Genomic DNA, 18,710 nt, shown 5'->3' on the forward strand with positions numbered 1-18,710 from the left:
CCGCTCACCACAAAAGCCCGCTCACCACAAAAAAAGAGCGACACCCTTGAGAGAGAACCACCCCAATGCCCACCTCACGCCTGAGCTACCGTCCACCAACCCCCGGGGATCTGCCGCGATTGTTCTCGATCTTCGGCGACCCACAGACCAACCGGTTCAATCCTTCCGGTCCCTTGGCAAGCCTTGCCGATGCGCGGCGGTTGCTCGACCACTGGCTCGCACAATGGGCGCGCGACGGTTATGGCTGGTGGGCGATTGCCCGGCGTGAATCCCCAGAGCATCTCATCGGCTTTGGCGGTATCGCACCGCTCAACTACCTCACTGAGCGGCGTATCAACCTCGGCTACCGTTTTGCCGTGGAGGCCTGGGGGCACGGCTATGCCACTGAGCTTGCCCGCGATGCGCTGGTGCTGGCGTTTGAAACCCTGAACTTGCCCGAAGTGTTCGGGCTGGTTCGGCCCGATCACGCCGCCTCGATCCGCGTGTTGGAAAAGGTGGGCCTGCAGCACATTGGCGTCCTCGACGATGTGCCCGGTCAGGCACCGAGTCTGGTGTTACGCATTTGTCATCCTACAACTACCTCTCTCTGAAACTTCTCGTAACCACGTAGTCCCTAGACAGGCGGCAATCTTTCAGATTGACACCGCTCATGGGTCTCGATATAAAAGTCGCAGTTGTACGACGACATATGACGTTACATATGTCCTACCTAACAAAAATAAAAAGTGATGCCATGAATCTGAACGAGCCCATCAGCGCCCAGCGCGTTGGCCAGGCGGTAGGCAACTATCGCTGGACCATCTGTGCGATGTTGTTTTTCGCCACCACCGTCAACTACCTCGACCGCCAGGTGCTCAGCCTGTTGGCACCGCAGCTGTCCACGCAATTTGGCTGGAGCAATACCGATTACGCCAACATCGCGGCGGTGTTCCAGTTCGTGTATGCGATTTCCATGCTGTTTGCTGGGCGCTTTGTCGACAAGATCGGCACCAAGGCCGCTTACGTGGTCGCCATCGCCATTTGGTCCACCGGCGCCGTCATGCATGCGTTCTCGGTGCAGATGGGCGAGGGCATTGCCGCTGTCAGCAGTGCGATTGGGCTGGCGGTGATTCCGGTATCGATTGCCGGGTTCATGCTCTCCCGAGCGGTGCTGGCGATTGGCGAGGCGGGTAATTTTCCGATCGCGATCAAAGCCACTGCCGAATACTTCCCCAAGAAAGAGCGCTCCTTCGCGACCGGCATCTTCAACTCCGGCGCCAACGTCGGCGCGATCCTGGCGCCGATCTGCGTGCCGCTGATTGCTGGCATGTGGGGGTGGGAAGCCGCGTTCATGGTGATCGGCATGCTCGGTTTCCTATGGGTAGCGGTGTGGGCAGCGGTGTATGAAAAACCCGAGCAGCAAAAACGCCTGTCGGCCGAAGAACTGGCCTATATCCGCAGTGACCAGACCGTACAGCCGTTCACCAAAGCCCCGTCTGGCGCGCCCGAAAAGAAAGTCTCGTGGTTCAAGTTGCTGACCTACCGCCAGACCTGGGCCTTTGCCTTTGGCAAGTTCATGACTGACGGCGTGTGGTGGTTCTTCCTGTTCTGGCTGCCGACTTACCTGTCCGCGCAATACGGCATGAAGGGCGCCGATATCGTCATGCCGCTGGCGGTGCTGTACAGCATGACCATGGTCGGCAGCATCGGCGGCGGCTGGTTCCCCAGCTACTTTATGGCGCGCGGCGATGCCCCGTACGACGGCCGCATGAAAGCCATGCTGGTGATCGCGCTGTTCCCGTTGGTGGTGTTGTTGGCGCAGCCCCTGGGCTACATCAGCTTCTGGGTGCCGGTATTGCTGATCGGCGTGGGCGCGTCTGCGCACCAGGCGTGGTCGTGCAACATCTTCACTACCGTGTCCGACATGTTCCCGCAGAAAACCGTGGCCTCGGTGGTCGGTATCGGTGGCATGGCCGGTGGGATCGGCGGTGTGGTGATGACCAAGATCGGCGGGTGGGTGTTTGACTATTACAAGTCAATCAACGACATCCACACCGGCTACATGATCATGTTTGCTATCTGCGCCCTGGCCTACCTGGTGGCGTGGAGCGTGATGAAGACCTTGGTACCGCGTCACAAGGAAATCACCGACCTGTGAAAACCACAGGTCGCGAGGTGCACTTGCGCCTCACACCCGTTCAGCACCCCCGCAGGTGCTGGCGGGGTCTGCCCTGGTCAGGATGATCCGCACCGCCATCACCACACCGGTTAGCACAGCGGCCAAGCCTGCGGTTTCCATCGGCGTTGGCCAGCGCCCGTGAAACCCCAGGCCGAGCAGGGTGGCGAAGAGTGATTCAAGGGCGATCAATTGGCCGCTCAATACCATAGGCAAGCGCTGTGTTGCGGCGTTCCAGGCCCAGGCGCCGACCACGGTCGACATCAGCGCGATGATCAGGCTCCAGGCATACAGCGGCCCAGCGCGGGAGAGCTCAAGGCCCAACGTCGGAAGCTTGAGCAGGCCGAAGCTCTGTATCAGCGGCAGCAACCCCAGTGTGGCGGTGCCTGCACCGAGCAGCATCAACGCGCTCCAGAGTCCAATGCTCGACGCGGGAAGGTGCATCAATTGCTTTTGATTGATCACGCTGAAGCCTATCCACAAGCCAACCGCGCTCAACGAAAACAGCAGCCCCAACCACCAGGAAGCAAGGCTCAATGAAGGCTGGTGCAGGCTGCTCAGATTGGCCAACAACAGCCCCACGGTCAGGCACGTCAACGGCATCGCCAGCCTGCGCCACTGCACGGTTTTGTCCCTGGCGTTGCCGAGCAGAGCCAGCAACACGGGGACCATCCCCACCAGCGTCGGCGTCAGCACCGGGCCGCCGAACATGACTCCCGCAGCGATGCACGCGCCGTATCCCAGGCAGCCCAAGGCGCCGAGCGCTGCGGCGAGGCAGAGCTGGCCAGGCCGCAAAAAACGCAGGTGCGCCCGGCACAGAATCACGCCCAATACACCCAGTGCGCCCGCGATCAAAAAACGCACCACCATCAGGTCGTAGAGGGTGTATTCGCCACTGACGTAAGGCGTGATGAAGTTCAGCGCCCAGCCTAGGGTCGAGATGACCGCCAGGGTTACGCCAACAAATATCGAGCTCTTCGGTAAGGTCATCAGGGTTATCCATCAGGCGAGAGATCCATGGTGCCTAGCCGCGAGGCTGTGCTACAAACGAGTTCTCCGCCCTGAATGCATAACTTCAGATTATGAATACGCTCGGTAAAACCTTGCCGCCTCTTGCCAGCTTGTTGCCCTTTGAAGCAGCAGCGCGCCTGTGCAGTTTCTCCAGGGCGGCGGATGAATTGCACATCACCCAGGCGGCTGTCAGCCGACAGATTCGCGGGCTTGAAGACAACCTCGGGGTGAAGCTGTTTTACCGGCGCAACCGCGCGGTATCCCTTACGCAAGAAGGGCGTGACCTGGCGCGGGTGGTTAGCGACGCATTGCACAGCATCGGTGACAGCGCAGCCCTCTTGCGCGCCGCGCAACGCAGCGACCGGGTGGTGCTGCTCTGCCAACTGTGCGAGGCGTTTTATTGGTTGATGCCGCGTCTGTCGAGTTTCCACCAGCAATACCCGCATCTCGATATCCAGGTCGTGACCTCAACCCGGCCGCTGACGGAGTTCAATGCGCACTTCGACGTTGCTCTGCAAAGTTCGCGGCGACCCAGTGGCCCACATCCCTTGATGTTCACCGCTGCTGACGAAGTGTTCCCGGTGTGCAGCCCGGCCTACTTCGATGCGCGACAACCGGTGTCGCTCACCGAATTACAGTCGGCCACTTTTTTGCACCACAGCTCCCAGCCTCCGCACTTGATGGAGTGGGACAGTTGGTTGCAGGTATTCGGGCAGGCAGTGGCCGCCAATGCGCGCAGTGCCACATTCGACAGTTATCCATTGATGTTGCAGGCAGCGGTGGAAGGGCATGGAGTTGCCATGGGCTGGCGCCGTACGGCAAGCAGGCTGATCGAGAGTGGGGCGCTGGTCAGGCCCTGTGTGGAGAGCGTGCATTTACCCGAGGCGATTTCGATTTATCGTCATCAAGGCGCGGGCGACCGCCCAGAGATCGCGGCGTTGTTGGGCTGGTTGCAGGAGCAATTAAAGGGCGACAGCTGACGGCTGATCAGCTGTCGCACACTCAATGCGCTGTTATTGGTTACGCGTCACGCGCCACACCGTATTGGCCAAGTCATCCGCAATGATCAGCGCACCTTTGGGGTCCACCGTCACGCCCACCGGGCGGCCACGGGTCTTGCCGTCGTCGCCACGGAAGCCGGTGGCGAAGTCAACCGGCTCACCCGCCGGTTTGCCATTGCTGAACGGCACAAAGATCACCTTGTAGCCCACCGGATTCTCACGGTTCCAACTGCCGTGCTCGCCGACGAACACGCCGTCGGCGAATTTTTCGCCCATGGCCGGGATGGAAAAGTCCACACCAAGTGCCGCCACGTGAGAGCCCAAGCTGTAATCCGGCTTGATCGCAGCAGCGACTTTGGCCGGGTTCTGTGGTTGTGCGCGCGGGTCGACGTTCTGGCCCCAGTAGCTGTAGGGCCAACCGTAGAAGGCACCTTCACGCACCGAGGTCAGGTAGTCCGGCACGAGGTCGGGGCCGAGTTCATCGCGTTCATTGACCACTGTCCACAGTTGCCCGGAGTCGGGTTGGATGGTCAGCGCCGTGGGATTGCGCAGCCCGGTCGCGTAGGGCTTGTGCGCGCCGGTGGCGGCGTCGATCTGCCAGACCATGGCGCGGTCGATCTCCACTTCCATGCCGCGTTCGGTGACGTTGCTGTTGGAGCCGATGCCCACGTACAGCTGGCGCCCGTCGGCACTCACGGCCAGGGACTTGGTCCAGTGGTGGTTGATCTGTGCCGGCAGGTCGGTGACTTTGACCGGCGCACCGCTGGCCTTGGTCTGGCCGTCGGTGTAGTCGAAACGCACCAGCGCATCCTGATTGGCGACGTAGAGCTTGCCGTCCGCAAATGCCAGGCCATAGGGCGCGTTGAGGTTGTCGGCGAACACGGTTTTCAGCTCGTAGGTGCCGTCACCGTCGGCATCGCGCAGCAGGGTCAGGCGGTTGCCGCTCTTGACCTTGGTGTTGCCCTCGGCCTTGATCAGGCTGGCGATCACATCCTTGGGCTTGAGCTTGGCCGCACTGCCGCCACGGCCTTCGGCGACGAGGATGTCACCGTTGGGCAGCACCAGGGTCTGGCGCGGGATGGCCAGGTCGGTGGCGATGGCCGTGACGCTGTAGCCTTCGGGCACTTTGGGTTTCTGATCGCCCCATGGCGCGGGCTCGGCGATCTTCATGCTCGGCAGCAGGCTGCTTTGTTGTTCCGGCAATTTGGGATCAGGGCCGCGGGCCTGGGTTTTATCGCCTTCGCCACCGCAGGCGCTTAACAGCAGGGCGGCACTCAACAGGGTCAATGTGCTGGAGGTTTTCATTTCACACCTCCCGAACGCAGGCCGGTCCAGGTCGCTGCGAGCGTCAGCAGCATCACGATCGCCGACAACACCAGGCCGGTCGGCATGGAGGCGTAGGCGTCCTTGGCGTGTTGGAACGCGTTGACCAGGCCGAGTATCCAGGTGGCCAACAACAGCAGGACATACCGAGTAGGTTGCCCGGCCTTCCGCTCGGCGCGCAGCAGGTTGACCAGTGCAAACAGCAGCGCAAAACCACCGAATACCAACGCACCGGCGATCAGCCAGGAGGCGAAGTTCGCCCACTGGATCTGGTAGGTCTGGGTGTAGGCGATGTCACTGAGCAACGCGCCAAGAAACAGCGGCACGGTGCCGGCGAGCAAGGTCGCATGCAGCGGACCTGGCGTGGGGCGATAGGTGGAGAGGGTAGTCATGGGGGGGCGGCTCCTTTTTATCCAACGCCCCTGGGCGGGGCAGCGCATAGGAAATGAGCGCGGCGCTTGTCAGAAAGTTCAGGGTGATTGGTGTCTAAATATTATGAGCCCGCTGCCAGAGCCCATGCATAAGGCCGTATCATCGTGTACTTTCCTTTCGCCAGGCGCCTCTATGACACACCCTCGCATTGGCTTCGCATGCCAGTACAAGCACCCCGAACGCCTATTGTCGCCCAGCGCCCTCAAGCTGATCGAAGGCCCGTTCAACCCCCGCACGACCACCTTGCGCTGGATGGACGGGGTTACGCCGCAGGTCGCCCGCGAAAAATTGGTCGAAGTGGTCACCCATAATCTGGCAGCGCAATTGCGCCTGTTGGCCTATGTCGCCCAACTGCCGCCAACCTTGCGCATGCTGCGCTTGAGCAGCGACCTGCTGCCGTTCTACAGCCATCCGAAAGTCGCCGACGTCTATAAAGATCCCGCCATCGAGCGCCAATTGATTGAAGGTTTCGCCGCCATCGGCGAGCTGGCGCGTGCCTCGGATATTCGGCTGTCGTTCCACCCTGGCCAATACTGCGTGCTCGGTTCGGAAAACCCCGGCGTGGTTGAAAACAGCCTCGCCGAATTCGAATACCACGCCGACATGATCCGCATGATGGGCTACGGGCGGCAGTTCCAGGACCTTAAGTGCAACGTGCACATCGCCGGACGCCTGGGCGTTGAGGGCACTCGCGCGGTGTGGTCGCGCTTGTCTGAGGTGGCGCGCAACTGCATCACCTTCGAGAACGATGAAAAGACCTACGGGCTCGACCACTGCCTGCAAGTCGCCGATCTGGCGCCGGTGGTGCTCGATATTCACCACTGCTGGATCAACGAAAACGAGTACATCGATCCCAGCAGCGAACGCGTCACTCGCGTGATCGACAGCTGGCGCGGCGTGCGGCCGACGATGCACTACTCCCAGCCCCAGGAAGTCCTCCAGGAACTGGGCTTCGACGCCGAGCACAAGTTGGAAATGGACGCGCTGTTGCAGGTGGTCTCCAAGCGTGACCTGTACGCCCACAGCGCGCAGATGTGGAACCGCTGGACCAACAACTACGCGCTGCAGTTTCTGGAGCGCTTCGACATCATGTTGGAATCCAAGGACAAAAACGTGGCAGCGCTGGCGTTTTATGAGCACTGGAAGAGGCAGTCGTGATGATGTCGAACAGCTCGGGTATTGACCCGGATGGCTATATCCTAAGCGTCCCCCACAACCCAATGCAGCCTGAGTTCCAGGCATTGCTTGAGGATGTCTGCGCTTCGCTGTCTCCGGATGATTTGGGGCTGGACAGCCTCTATCTGTACGGCAGTGTCGCAAGGGGAGACGCCACGCCCGGTGTCTCTGACCTGGACCTCACGCTGGTGCTGCGCGAACCGCCCACTGCGCCGCTGCTGGCGCGTCTGGAAGCGATTCGCCGGGCGCTGGAGCAACGGCACCCGCAAGTCATTAAGGTCGATTTTGACATCGGCAGTCGTGGGCAAGTGTTAGCGGCTGACAACAGCAACAGTTGGGGCTTCTGGCTCAAGCACCATTGCCGCTGCCTGTGGGGCAATGATCTTTCCCTGCATTTCGAGCGGTTTCGGCCGTCCCGCGACATTGCCGTGGCGTTGAATGCCGACTTTGAACACGTGCTGGCCGGCTACCTCACGCGTATTGCGCAAGCCGCTACCCAGCAGGACCGATTGCGCTTGCAGCGTGAGGCGTCGCGCAAGGTTGTGCGTGCCACGCATGTGTTGCGCTCGGAAGATGCGACAACGTGGCCACAGACACTCGAAGAGCATGTTGCACTGTTCGTCAGACGTTATCCGACGATGATCACGCAGGTGGCGTTCTTTCTGTTTGAAGCGCGAAATCCTGAAGCCGAAGTCGACAACTTCACGACCCGGCTGCAGACATTTCTGGGTTGGATGGCCTCGCAACAGCAATAAAGGTGTTGGCCGTGAGGCCGCCACTGCAGCATGGCCATCTCCACACTTTCTAAAGACCAACACATAACCCTGTGGTGAGCGGGCTTGCCCCGCGCTGGGCTGCGAAGCAGCCCCAAAACCTGCCAACGCGGTTTTACTAAGAAATCACGGCGGTCTTAGTGGGGCCGCTCCGCAGCCCAGCGCGGGGCAAGCCCGCTCACCACAAGAGCGTCGTTTTCTCAGGTTATGTATTCACTACAGATGTGTAGATGCCCACGGCCATTGCAGCATGGCCATCTCCATACTTCCTAAGACCAACACATAACCCTGTGGTGAGCGGGCTTGCCCCGCGCTGGGCTGCGAAGCAGCCCCAAAGCCTACCAACGCGGTTTTACTAAGAAATCACGGCGGTCTTAGTGGGGCCGCTCCGCAGCCCAGCGCGGGGCAAGCCCGCTCACCACAAGAGCATCGTTTTCTCAGGTTATGTCTTCACCGCAGATGTGTAGATGCCCACGGCCATTGCAGCATGGCCATCTCCATACTTCCTAAGACCAACACATAACCCTGTGGTGAGCGGGCTTGCCCCGCGCTGGGCTGCGAAGCAGCCCCAAAGCCTACCAACGCGGTTTTACTAAGAAATCACGGCGGTCTTAGTGGGGCCGCTCCGCAGCCCAGCGCGGGGCAAGCCCGCTCACCACAAGAGCGTCGTTTTGTCAGGTTATGTCTTCACCGCAGATGTGTAGATGCCCACGGCCATTGCAGCATGGCCATCTCCACACTTCCTAAAGACCAACACATAACCCTGTGGTGAGCGGGCTAGCCCCGCGCTGGGCTGCGAAGCAGCCCCAAAGCCTGCCAACGCGGTTTTACTAAGAAATCACGGCGGTCTTAGTGGGGCCGCTCCGCAGCCCGGCGCGGGGCAAGCCCGCTCACCACAAGAGCGTCGTTTTCTCAGGTTATGTATTCACAAGATGTTTAGCTACCCACGACCATTGCAGCATGAGCATCTACACACTTCCTAAAGGCTGACACATAACACTTGTGGTGAGCGGGCTTGCCCCGCGCTGGGCTGCGAAGCAGCCCCAAAACCTGCCAACGCGGTTTTACTGGGCCAACGCGGTGGTCTTAGTGGGGCCGCTCTGCAGCCCGGCGCGGGCGGTGCGACGATTCGATAAGCCCGCTCCCAGCGTTGATCAATGTGCTTGCCAACCCTCAGGACTTGAAGCGTCCCACCAACCCATTGAGCTCATCCGACAAATTCGACAAGCGCCCCGAGTCGTCCTGCGCGGAGTTGGCCAGGCTTTCCACCAGGCGCGCTTCGTCGTAGATCTGCTGGATATGCCGGTTGATTTCTTCGGCCACGCTGTGTTGTTCCTCGGCGGCGGCGGAGATTTGCAGGTTCTGGTCGCGGATCTCGTTGACCGACAACTGGATGCCTTCAAAGCTGTCCCGCGCGCTTTCAATGGACGACACACTGGCCCGTGACAGGTCCAGGCAACTGCCCATTTTTTGCGTGACTTCCTGGGTCTTGTTTTCCAGGGTGCCCAGCAGGTTTTCGATTTCGCCGGTGGAGTCGGAGGTGCGCTTGGCCAGCGCCCGTACTTCATCGGCCACTACCGCAAAACCACGACCCTGATCACCGGCGCGGGCTGCTTCGATGGCGGCGTTGAGCGCCAGCAGGTTGGTCTGTTCGGCAATCGCGCGGATGGTGCCGATGATCTGGTTGATGCTGCGGCTGCCGGCTTCGAGTTCGACCATGGCGTCGGACGACTCGGTCAGACGGCGGCCCAGGCGGTTGACGTTATCGGTGGTGACTTCGATCTGTTGCTTGCCCTCGGCCACACGGCGATGGCCGTTCTCCGCCGACTCTGCCGCGCTGCTGCAGGAGCGCGCGACTTCGTTAGCGGTGGCGACCATTTCGTTGAATGCGGTGGACACCAGTTCCACGGCCTCGCGCTGGCGCCCGGCGGCTTCGTTCATGTTGTGCGCCACTTCGCTGTTGACCTTGGAGGCGTTGTGCAAATTGGCCGAGGCCGCGCCGATGTGCTGGATCAATTGGCGGATGGCGGCGAGGAACTTGTTGAACCAGCCAGCGAGTTCAGCGGTTTCATCCTTGCCCTGCACGTGCAGTTCGTGGCGCAGGTCGCCTTCACCCTCGGCAATCGACTGCAAACCGGTACTGACCTGGCCGATGGGCTTGACGATCACTTTGGAAAACGCCGCCGCGAGCACGCCGAAGATCAGCACCAGCACGCCGACGATGACGGCGGTGAGGTAGGTCATGCGCGTGGCTTCGGCCATGACTTCGCGGTGTTCGATCAGGCCGATATAGCGCCAGCCCAGGCCGGGAGAGGTCCACACGTTGGCCATGTAGCGCACGCCGTTGATTTCCACTTCGGTAGAACCCTGGGGTGTCTCGGCCAAGTGCGCATAGGCGGCACCCAGCTCCTTGAGCGGCTTGAAGCTGTGGGCGGCGTCGCGCGGGTCGACCAGCACCACACCGTCCTCGATCAGCATTACGTAGCCGCTTTCGCCGAGCTTGATGCTCTTGACCAACTCGGTGAGGTTCTTCAGCGACACGCTGACCACGAACACCCCCTTGGCCTTGCCGGCGTTATCCAGCAATGCCCGCGCGGTGCCCACCAGCGCTACGTCGTCTTTGTCGTAATAGTACGCCGGGGTGCGCACGGTCTTGCCGGGGCTGGCCATCGCGGCTTTGTACCAGGGGCGTGTGCGTGGATCGTATTTAGCCAGTTGTGGATCATCGGGCCATTTGACGTAGGTGCCGTCTTCCAGGCCGATGGACAGGATGGCCGCCGCCGGATGGGTGGCGCCAAACCGGGCGAATCGGTCGATCACCTCTTGCGCGGCCGCAGGCATCGGTTGGCTGGCGGCGTCGGCGGGTTGGTAATTCTTGAGGGTGTTGACGGAGGTGTATACAGGATCCGTGGCCATTTGATCGACGTTCTGCAGCGTGCCGTCGAAGAACTGACGGATATTGCCATCGATCTGGCGGATTTCGCGGGTGCTGCCGTCGATGAACTGATCGACCGCCTGGGTCCGCGTGTTCATGACAGAGATCACCGCCACCAGGCTGACCGGGATAAACGCGACAGAGACAAACGCCAGTACAAGCTTATTTTTTATTTTCATCGAGACGACCATCAGCACGGAGGGTGGTGAAACCGTCGCATTCTGCACCCGCAGCGCGGCGATTTGCTATCACCGCTGTTTCGGCTAGATGCCGGCAAATCTTTAGGGTTTTTTGTACACAATACAATCGGCGATTGTTCTGTATCCAATCAGTAGACATCACGCAGATAACGCTTCTGCTCACTCAGTTGGCGCCAGTACTCCACGGCGTCGTCTACGCCCAGTCCGCCGTGGGTATTTGCGACCTGGCGCAGTGCCTGGTCAACGTCCTTGGCCATATGGCTGGCATCCCCGCAGATGTACAGCTTGGCGCCGTCCTGCAACCAGCGCCACAGCTCGGCGCCGTGTTCGCGGATGCGGTCCTGCACGTAGATCTTCTGCGCTTGGTCGCGGGAAAACGCCAGGCTCAGATGGTTGAGCAGGCCGTCGCGCTGCATGCCTTGCAGTTCGTCCTGGTAATAAAAATCGCTGGCGGCGTACTGCTCGCCAAAAAACAGCCAGTTACGCCCCTGATGCCCCAGGGCCCGACGCTCCTGCAAGAACGCACGGAACGGCGCCACACCGGTGCCGGGACCGATCATGATCATCGGCACGTCGCCGTCGTTGGGCGTGCGGAAGTGCTTGGACGGCTGCACAAACACCGGCACTTCGCCGTCGCCGACGCGGTCGGCGAGGAAGGTGGAGGACACGCCTTTGCGCTTGCCATAACGCACGGCGGCCACCGTCAGGTGCACTTCGTGGGGATGGGCCTTGGCACTGGAGGCAATCGAATACAGACGCGGTTGCAGACGTTTGAGGGTGCCCAGTAGCTCGTCCGCCGAGCAGTCGATGGGATATTGCTGCAGCACATCCGTGAGCTGTCGGCCCCATAGCCAGTCTTTGAGTTCAGCCTTGCGCTCGGGCCGCAGCAGTTGTTCCAGGCCCGGATTGGCACTGCGCTCGGCAATAAAGGCCAGGGTCTCGCTGCCAGGACGGGCGATCTCGAAGTGCTGGGTCAGCGCCTGTTGCAGCGATACCTCACCAAAGGTGTCGATGTTTACCGAGGCGCTGGCGCTCAGGTGGGTCAGCTCCAGCAGTTCGCTCACCAGTTCCGGGCAGTTGCGCGGCCGCACGCCGAGGGCGTCTCCGGCTTCGTAGGTCAGGCCGGAGTCCGCCAGGTCCAGGGCGAATTGGCGAGTTTCCTTGTGGGCGTTCTGGGGGTTCAGGTGCCGGTTGAGCAGCAGGCGTGATTGATGCAGTTTGGTTTTGCCGGCGGGTGTGGCGGCCAGTGTGACGGGCTTTGCCGGGTTGAGGGTTTGCTGCAACTTCGTCAGCCAGGCATCGGCGCGTTCTTCGAATTCGGTATCGCAGTCGACGCGTTCCAGCAGGCGTGTGGCACCCAGTTCCACTAGGCGCTGGTCAAGCCTTTTGCCGTGCTTGCAAAACTGGTCGTAATTCGGATCACCCAGGGCCAGTACGGCAAAGCGCAGGGACTCCAGGCGCGTGTCGACGGTGCTAAGGCTGTGCCAGAAACCTTCGCCATTGTCCGGTGGGTCGCCGTCGCCAAAGGTGCTGCTGATCAGCGCCAGGTTCTGGGTACTCGCCAGTTTGCTCGTCGGGAAGTCCGCCATGGCGCTCAGCTCCACGCTGATGCCCGCTTCGCGCAGGCGTTTGGCGAAGCGCTCGGCCAGGGCTTCGGCGTTGCCGGTCTGTGAGGCCCACAACAGGGTGACGTCCGGGGAGGGGAGCGGTGCAGCGCCTGTGCGACTGAACAAACCACCGAGTAACCCGTCCAGCCACAAGCGGGCGTCCTGGGCCAATGGCGCGCTTGCCGGCATCACCGGGACGCCAGTGTCTTGCCGCGCGGCGCTCGAGTGCAGGCCACTGAGGAAGCCGGCGAGGTAGGTGCGTTCACTGTCGCTCAGTGTCGGGGCCGGCCTGTTACGGATACCGGCGAGATCAGCGAAGGCGTCAAGGCGCGACATGGTGAGGTCCTCCGGAAGGTCATGGGAAGTGGGCGCCGGTTGGTCGAGGAATTGATGGTCGATCAGCTCGACTCGGGCCAGCGCGACCGCGCAGCACTTGAACTCGGGCTGCAGGGAAATCGGGTCGACGGCATCGTTGGTCACCGCATTGATCGCCAAGTGCTGGCCAAACACATCGTTCCAGTGGAAGGGCGCAAAGCAGTTGCCGGGACGCACGCGGTCAGTGATCACCGCAGGCAGAACGGCACGCCCACGCAAGGAGCGCACCTCTACCGGATCCTTGGCCGTGATGCCGAGGCGCGCGGCATCGTCGGGATGGATTTCCACGAACGGGCCGGGGTTGAGTTTGTTCAGGGTGGCGACTTTGCCGGTCTTGGTCAGGGTGTGCCACTGGTGCTGCAGGCGGCCGGTGTTGAGCACGAAAGGGAAGCGGTCGTCGGGCATTTCCGCAGGCGGCATATGGGGGCGCGGAAAGAATTGGCCTTTGCCGCTGTCGGTGGCGAATCTGAGCGTGCCGGTATTCAGGTAGCGGATCGGGTTTCGGTCTGCGCCGTCGGCTGAAGGGCAAGGCCATTGCAACGGTTGTTCACGCAGGCGCGCATGGCTTGCGCCGCGCATGTCATAGCCGGTCTTGGGGTTCCAGGCGCGTTTGATTTCTTCGAACACGTCGGCGGCGCTGGCATATGTGAACGCGTCGGCAAAGCCCATTTCACAGGCGACACGGGCGATGATCTGCCAGTCCGGCAAGGTTTCACCGGGTGCATCGACAGCCTTTTGCATCAGGGTCAGGTTGCGCTCGGAATTAATCATCACCCCTTCGGCCTCGGCCCACAGCGCGCCGGGCAGCAGGATGTCGGCGTAGCGGTTGGTCTCGGTGTCGAGGTAGGCGTCCTGGGCGATGACCAGTTCTGCTGTGCGCAAACCGTCGATAGCGGTTTGGCGATTGGGCACGCTGGCCACCGGGTTGGTGCAGATGATCCAGCAGGCTTTGATCTGCCCGGCGGCCATCTGTTCGAACATCGCCACGGTGCCGTTGCCGGCTTGGCGCGGCAGGCGGTCAGGCGGGATTTGCCAGAGGTCTTCGATAAATGCGCGGTCGGCGTCGACCATGACCGAGCGCTGTCCTGGCAGGCCCGGGCCCATGTAGCCCATTTCGCGGCCGCCCATGGCATTGGGTTGGCCGGTGAGGGAAAACGGCCCGCTGCCGGGGCGGCAAATCGCGCCGGTGGCCAGGTGCAGGTTGCACAGGGCGTTGGTGTTCCAGGTGCCGTGGGTGCTTTGGTTGAGCCCCATGGTCCAGCAGCTCATCCACTCGGCGGCCTGGCCGATCCAGTCGGCGGCTTGGCGGATGTCCGCTTCGGCCAAACCCGTGATGGCAGCGACGCTGTGGGGCGGGTAGTCCTCAAGAAAACCGGGCATAACCTCCCAACCTTCGGTGAACGTGGCGATAAAGCCGGGGTCGGTGTGGCCGTTTTTCACCAGCAGGTGCAGCAGCCCATTGAGCAGCGCGAGGTCGGTGCCGGGTTTGATCGGCAGGTACAGATCAGCTTTGTCGGCGGTGGCGCTGCGCCGGGGGTCGACCACGATCAGCTTCGCCCCGGCCTTGACCCGGTCCATCATGCGCAGGAACAAAATCGGATGACAGTCGGCCATATTGGCGCCGATCACGAAGAACAGGTCGGCGCGGTCAAAGTCTTCATAGGAACCCGGTGGCCCGTCGGAACCGAGGGACAGCTTGTAGCCGCTGCCGGCACTGGCCATGCACAACCGCGAGTTGGATTCGATATTGCGGGTGCGCACAAAACCCTTGGCCAATTTGTTGATCAGGTACTGCGCCTCCAGGGACATTTGTCCGGACACGTAGAACGCCAACGCATCGGGGCCGTCACGGTCGAGGATATGGCGCAAACGGCCGGCGGTTTCGCTGATGGCGGTGTCCATGGCGACCCGCACCGGGTCGTGATCGCGCTGCTCACGCAGGTAAGCGTTTTCCATGCGCCCGGACTCGGCGATGGCTTGGCCGCACGTAGTGCCTTTGGTGCACAGGCGGCCAACGTTGGTGGGGTGGGCCTTGTCGCCGATCACCTTGACCACCTTATTGTTTTCCACTTGCATCACGATGCCGCAGCCGACGCCACAATAAGGACACACGCTACGTACGCTTTGGTTTGCCATCCGTCACCCTCTAAACTTTTTTACCCGCCAACAAAAAAGCGCCCTGCAACCCTCCGTTTGGAAACGGGGGTTGCACGGCGCCTTTGTCGTGAATGGGCAATCAGCGTTGATTGCTTTATGCAGGTGTTCCTAGCAAGTCACGCGCCAGGTTTTTTCGAACGCTGCAATGGGTGCTTTTTTGTGAAGAACCGGCTTGTTCTGGTGAGCTGGCTGTTGGGGTGTGCGGGCTAGTCGAATCGTCGCACCGCCCGCACTGGGCTGCGAAGCAGCCTCAACACTCACCAGCCTGGAAATTGATGATGCAAGTGCGCCTTTTTGATGCAACACGCACCAGTTGGATGCGCAATCCACGCTGTTCAGGCGAAGCGAGGAGACTGCAGCGGCCCCACGTACGGCTCCGCGGCCAATTGGCATAGAGCCTGCAAGCTCCCCGTCAACCCCACTCGGTCAACGACGATCGACAGGCCATTGAGGTCATGGGCATAAAGCGATGGATCCGGCGAAGTCGTCCGAACAGATCCCGCATAAGAACAGGCAAAGACGCCTGGAACCGCAAGGTTTCAGGCGTTTTTTTTTGCTTTTTAAACCGTGATGAATGTTGTCAGGTGCTGATATGAACAAACCGATGAAAACCCTGATCGTCGTTGGCAATGGCATGGTCGGTCACCATTGTGTGGCGCAACTGATCGAGCGCGGCGCGCTGCAACACTACCACCTGCATGTGTTCAGCGAAGAGCCGATGCGCGCCTATGACCGTGTGCACCTGTCCGAGTATTTCACGGGCCGCGATGCCGAGTCGTTGGCACTCTCCGAGGCATCGCTGTACCAGACGCCGGGAGTGACGTTGCACCTGGGCGTGCCGGTGCTGGAGATCGACCGCGTTCGCCGTGAGGTGATCACGGCTCAGGGCTGCGTGGCCTACGACACATTGGTCCTGGCCACCGGCTCCTATCCGTTCGTGCCGCCGATCGAAGGCGCCGAAGGGGATTCGCGGTTGGTGTATCGCACCTTGCACGACCTTGATGCCATCCGTGCAGCGGCAGCCAATGCCCGACGTGGTGTGGTGGTGGGCGGTGGCCTGCTGGGCCTGGAAGCCGCCAACGCCCTGAAAAGCTTGGGGCTGGAAGCCCATGTGGTGGAGTTCGCACCGCGCTTGATGCCAGTGCAGTTGGATGATTTCGGCGGTCTGGCGCTCAAGGCCCAGATCGAACGGCTGGGCGTCGGTGTGCACCTTTCCCGTGCCACGCAGTCGATCAGCACGGGCGAGCAGTACCGCTATCGCATGAACTTTGCCAACGACGAGTTCCTCGAAACCGACCTTATCGTGTTCTCCGCCGGCATCCGCGCACAGGACGCCCTGGCGCGCCAGGCTGGCCTGGAGATTGGTCCGCGTGGCGGGGTGGTGATCAACGATGAGTGCTTGAGTTGCGATCCGCACATCTACGCGATTGGCGAGTGCGCGTCCTGGAACGGCAGCCTGTTCGGCCTGGTCGCACCGGGGTACCAGATGGCCCGCGGGGTAGCCGCGCTGTTATGCGGGCAGGTCGCCGAGCCCTTTGTCGGTGCCGACATGTCCACCAAGCTCAAACTGCTCGGCGTGGACGTGGGTTCCATCGGCGACGCCCATGCCCACACGCCGGGTGCGCGCAGCTATCAGTTCATCGATGAGGCCAGCGCCAGTTACCGCCGCCTAGTGGTAGACGCATCGGGCAAGCATGTGATCGGCGCAGTGCTGGTTGGCGACAACAGCTACTACGACACGTTGCTGCAATACATGCAGAACGCGATTGCACTGCCTGCGGAACCGGCCAGCCTGATCCTGCCTTCGTCCGCCGGTGCACCGACTCTCGGCCCAGGCGCGTTGCCGGAATCGGCCACGGTGTGTTCCTGCCACAACGTGACCAAAGGCGCGATTTGCTCGGCCATCGACGGCGGTTGCAGCGACCTCGGCCTGCTCAAATCCCAGACCAAGGCTTGCACCGGTTGCGGCGGTTGCGCGGGCTTGCTCAAGCAAGTGTTTGAACACGAGTTGATTGCCCGTGGCGTCAGTGTCGACAAGAGCCTGTGCGAACACTTCGCCTACACCCGTCAGGAGCTGTATGCCCTGGTGCGTGTGGAAGGGGTGACCACCTTCGAAGAACTGCTGACCAAACACGGCCGTGGCCACACCGGTTGCGACGTGTGCAAACCGGCGGTCGGTTCGATCCTGGCGTCGTGCTGGAACCAGCCAATCATGGACGCCTCGTTGGTGCCGTTGCAGGACACCAACGACACGTTCATGGCCAACATGCAGAAGAACGGCACCTACTCGGTGGTGCCACGGATTCCCGGTGGTGAAATCACGGCCGACAAGCTGATCGTGATTGGTGAAGTGGCGAAGAAATACGACCTCTACACCAAGATCACCGGCGGCCAGCGCATCGACTTGTTTGGCGCGCAGTTGCATGAACTGCCGGATATCTGGGCCGAGCTGATCGCCGCTGGCTTTGAGACCGGGCACGCGTATGGCAAATCCACGCGTACGGTGAAGTCCTGCGTGGGCAGCACTTGGTGCCGCTACGGCGTGCAGGACAGCGTGAAAATGGCGCTGCTGATCGAGGATCGCTACAAGGGCCTGCGTTCGCCGCACAAACTCAAGTTCGCGGTGTCCGGCTGCACCCGTGAATGCGCCGAAGCCCAGAGCAAGGACGTGGGCGTGATCGCCACCGAGAAGGGCTGGAACCTTTACATCGCGGGCAACGGCGGCATGCGTCCGCGCCATGCCGAACTGTTCGCTACTGACCTCGACGACGCCACGTTGATCCAGTACATCGACCGCTTCCTGATGTTCTACATCCGCACCGCTGACAAACTGCAACGCACCTCTGTGTGGCGCGAAAGCCTGGAAGGTGGCTTGGATTTCCTCAAAGACGTAATCCTGCACGACAGTCTCGGCCTGGGCGCGGAGCTGGAAGCGCAGATGCAGCTGGTCGTCGACCGCTACGAATGCGAGTGGGCCAACGCCCTCAAGGATCCGGAAAAACTCAAGCGCTTCCGCACCTTCGTCAACGACAAACGCCCCGACCCGGACATCCACTTTGTCCAGGAACGCGGCCAGCGCCGGCCGATCATGGCCGCCGAACTCAACCTGATTCCCGTCATCGAGGAGATTGCCTGATGAGCCAGCCTGACACTCAGCACCACCTGTCCACCTGGAAAGGGGTGTGCAGTGAGCAAGACCTGGTGAGCAACTCCGGCGTAGTGGTTTGGCTGGACGGCGCGCAAGTGGCGCTGTTCTACCTGCCGGGTGCGCAGGAGCAGACGCTGTTCGCCATCGACAACCATGACCCGGAGTCGGGGGCGAATGTAATTGGCCGTGGATTGATCGGCAGTATCAAGGGCGATTTGGTGGTGGCTGCGCCGATCTATAAGCAGCATTACCGCTTGCAGGATGGCCAGTGCCTGGAGTCGCCACACCAGCGATTGCAGGTGTGGCCGGTGCGATTGAATGAGGGCGTGGTGGAACTCGCAGTGAGTTGATACACCTCGGTCAAAATGTGGGAGGGGGCTTGCTCCCGATGGCGGTGTGTCAGTCAATATCGGTATG

General features: G+C 61.4%; 12 protein-coding genes and 1 pseudogene. 7 read left to right on the forward strand and 6 right to left on the reverse strand.

Going from position 1 to position 18,710, the window contains the following annotated elements:
• Nucleotides 1-65 precede the first annotated feature (65 nt).
• Nucleotides 66-590: a GNAT family N-acetyltransferase gene (locus ACVWXD_RS08550; RefSeq protein WP_457370865.1), complete on the forward strand. Its 525-nt coding sequence runs from the start codon at nt 66-68 to the stop codon at nt 588-590.
• Between the two features lie 143 nt (nt 591-733).
• Nucleotides 734-2,137: an MFS transporter gene (locus ACVWXD_RS08555; RefSeq protein ID WP_032885315.1), complete on the forward strand. Its 1,404-nt coding sequence runs from the start codon at nt 734-736 to the stop codon at nt 2,135-2,137.
• A 30-nt stretch (nt 2,138-2,167) separates the two neighbouring features.
• On the opposite strand, the gene ACVWXD_RS08560 is transcribed toward ACVWXD_RS08555, so the two are convergent.
• Nucleotides 2,168-3,145, reverse strand: coding sequence for a DMT family transporter (locus ACVWXD_RS08560; RefSeq protein WP_181643298.1), 978 nt, complete (start codon nt 3,143-3,145; stop codon nt 2,168-2,170).
• A 92-nt stretch (nt 3,146-3,237) separates the two neighbouring features.
• Here ACVWXD_RS08560 and ACVWXD_RS08565 point away from each other — a divergent pair, with 92 nt between their 5' ends.
• Entirely contained in the window at nt 3,238-4,146 is a 909-nt protein-coding gene (locus tag ACVWXD_RS08565) for a LysR substrate-binding domain-containing protein (RefSeq protein WP_286817513.1), read from the forward strand.
• A 33-nt stretch (nt 4,147-4,179) separates the two neighbouring features.
• On the opposite strand, the gene ACVWXD_RS08570 is transcribed toward ACVWXD_RS08565, so the two are convergent.
• Both ACVWXD_RS08570 and ACVWXD_RS08575 read right to left on the reverse strand, forming a co-directional pair.
• Entirely contained in the window at nt 4,180-5,472 is a 1,293-nt protein-coding gene (locus tag ACVWXD_RS08570) for a PQQ-dependent sugar dehydrogenase (RefSeq protein ID WP_032885313.1), read from the reverse strand.
• The gene (locus ACVWXD_RS08575) at nt 5,469-5,882 is read right to left on the reverse strand and encodes a DUF2231 domain-containing protein (RefSeq protein ID WP_032885312.1); all 414 of its coding nucleotides are present in this window, start codon (nt 5,880-5,882) and stop codon (nt 5,469-5,471) included. The genes ACVWXD_RS08570 and ACVWXD_RS08575 overlap by 4 nt, the downstream gene beginning before the upstream one ends.
• 172 nt (nt 5,883-6,054) lie before the next feature.
• On the opposite strand from ACVWXD_RS08575, the gene ACVWXD_RS08580 reads away from it, so the two are divergent.
• Together ACVWXD_RS08580 and ACVWXD_RS08585 are read left to right on the forward strand one after the other, a co-directional pair.
• Nucleotides 6,055-7,080, forward strand: a complete 1,026-nt coding sequence (locus tag ACVWXD_RS08580) for a UV damage endonuclease UvsE (protein WP_032885311.1) — start codon at nt 6,055-6,057, stop codon at nt 7,078-7,080.
• Nucleotides 7,081-7,082: 2 nt separating this feature from the next.
• On the forward strand, nt 7,083-7,853 hold the full coding sequence (locus tag ACVWXD_RS08585) for a nucleotidyltransferase domain-containing protein (RefSeq protein ID WP_457371580.1): 771 nt from the start codon (nt 7,083-7,085) through the stop codon (nt 7,851-7,853).
• Nucleotides 7,854-9,044: 1,191 nt separating this feature from the next.
• Here the strand turns inward: ACVWXD_RS08585 and ACVWXD_RS08590 are convergent.
• The 3 genes and pseudogenes from ACVWXD_RS08590 to ACVWXD_RS08600 all read right to left on the reverse strand — a co-directional run bounded on the left by ACVWXD_RS08590 (nt 9,045) and on the right by ACVWXD_RS08600 (nt 15,124).
• Nucleotides 9,045-9,812: a methyl-accepting chemotaxis protein gene (locus ACVWXD_RS08590; protein WP_371260683.1), complete on the reverse strand. Its 768-nt coding sequence runs from the start codon at nt 9,810-9,812 to the stop codon at nt 9,045-9,047.
• A gap of 87 nt (nt 9,813-9,899) precedes the next feature.
• Nucleotides 9,900-10,997: pseudogene (locus tag ACVWXD_RS08595) on the reverse strand (cache domain-containing protein); the annotation flags it as partial.
• A gap of 137 nt (nt 10,998-11,134) precedes the next feature.
• Nucleotides 11,135-15,124: a molybdopterin-dependent oxidoreductase gene (locus ACVWXD_RS08600; protein WP_401379981.1), complete on the reverse strand. Its 3,990-nt coding sequence runs from the start codon at nt 15,122-15,124 to the stop codon at nt 11,135-11,137.
• Between the two features lie 613 nt (nt 15,125-15,737).
• Between ACVWXD_RS08600 and nirB the strand changes: the two genes are divergently transcribed.
• Together nirB and nirD are read left to right on the forward strand one after the other, a co-directional pair.
• Nucleotides 15,738-18,281, forward strand: coding sequence for a nitrite reductase large subunit NirB (gene nirB, locus ACVWXD_RS08605; protein ID WP_457370866.1), 2,544 nt, complete (start codon nt 15,738-15,740; stop codon nt 18,279-18,281).
• Nucleotides 18,281-18,643 carry a nitrite reductase small subunit NirD gene (nirD, locus tag ACVWXD_RS08610; protein WP_181643292.1) on the forward strand — a complete coding sequence of 121 codons (363 nt, stop codon included), beginning with the start codon at nt 18,281-18,283 and terminating at the stop codon, nt 18,641-18,643. The genes nirB and nirD overlap by 1 nt, the downstream gene beginning before the upstream one ends.
• Nucleotides 18,644-18,710: the final 67 nt, after the last annotated feature.

The sequence above is a fragment of the Pseudomonas sp. TE3911 genome, assembly GCF_054062775.1.

Coding starts and splice junctions, on each gene's coding strand:
- ACVWXD_RS08550 (WP_457370865.1), top strand. CDS start 66: ATGCCCACCTCACGCCTGAGCTACCGTCCACCAACCCCCGGGGATCTG.
- ACVWXD_RS08555 (WP_032885315.1), top strand. CDS start 734: ATGAATCTGAACGAGCCCATCAGCGCCCAGCGCGTTGGCCAGGCGGTA.
- ACVWXD_RS08560 (WP_181643298.1), bottom strand. CDS start 3,145: ATGACCTTACCGAAGAGCTCGATATTTGTTGGCGTAACCCTGGCGGTC.
- ACVWXD_RS08565 (WP_286817513.1), top strand. CDS start 3,238: ATGAATACGCTCGGTAAAACCTTGCCGCCTCTTGCCAGCTTGTTGCCC.
- ACVWXD_RS08570 (WP_032885313.1), bottom strand. CDS start 5,472: ATGAAAACCTCCAGCACATTGACCCTGTTGAGTGCCGCCCTGCTGTTA.
- ACVWXD_RS08575 (WP_032885312.1), bottom strand. CDS start 5,882: ATGACTACCCTCTCCACCTATCGCCCCACGCCAGGTCCGCTGCATGCG.
- ACVWXD_RS08580 (WP_032885311.1), top strand. CDS start 6,055: ATGACACACCCTCGCATTGGCTTCGCATGCCAGTACAAGCACCCCGAA.
- ACVWXD_RS08585 (WP_457371580.1), top strand. CDS start 7,083: ATGTCGAACAGCTCGGGTATTGACCCGGATGGCTATATCCTAAGCGTC.
- ACVWXD_RS08590 (WP_371260683.1), bottom strand. CDS start 9,812: ATGAACGAAGCCGCCGGGCGCCAGCGCGAGGCCGTGGAACTGGTGTCC.
- ACVWXD_RS08600 (WP_401379981.1), bottom strand. CDS start 15,124: ATGGCAAACCAAAGCGTACGTAGCGTGTGTCCTTATTGTGGCGTCGGC.
- nirB (WP_457370866.1), top strand. CDS start 15,738: ATGAACAAACCGATGAAAACCCTGATCGTCGTTGGCAATGGCATGGTC.
- nirD (WP_181643292.1), top strand. CDS start 18,281: ATGAGCCAGCCTGACACTCAGCACCACCTGTCCACCTGGAAAGGGGTG.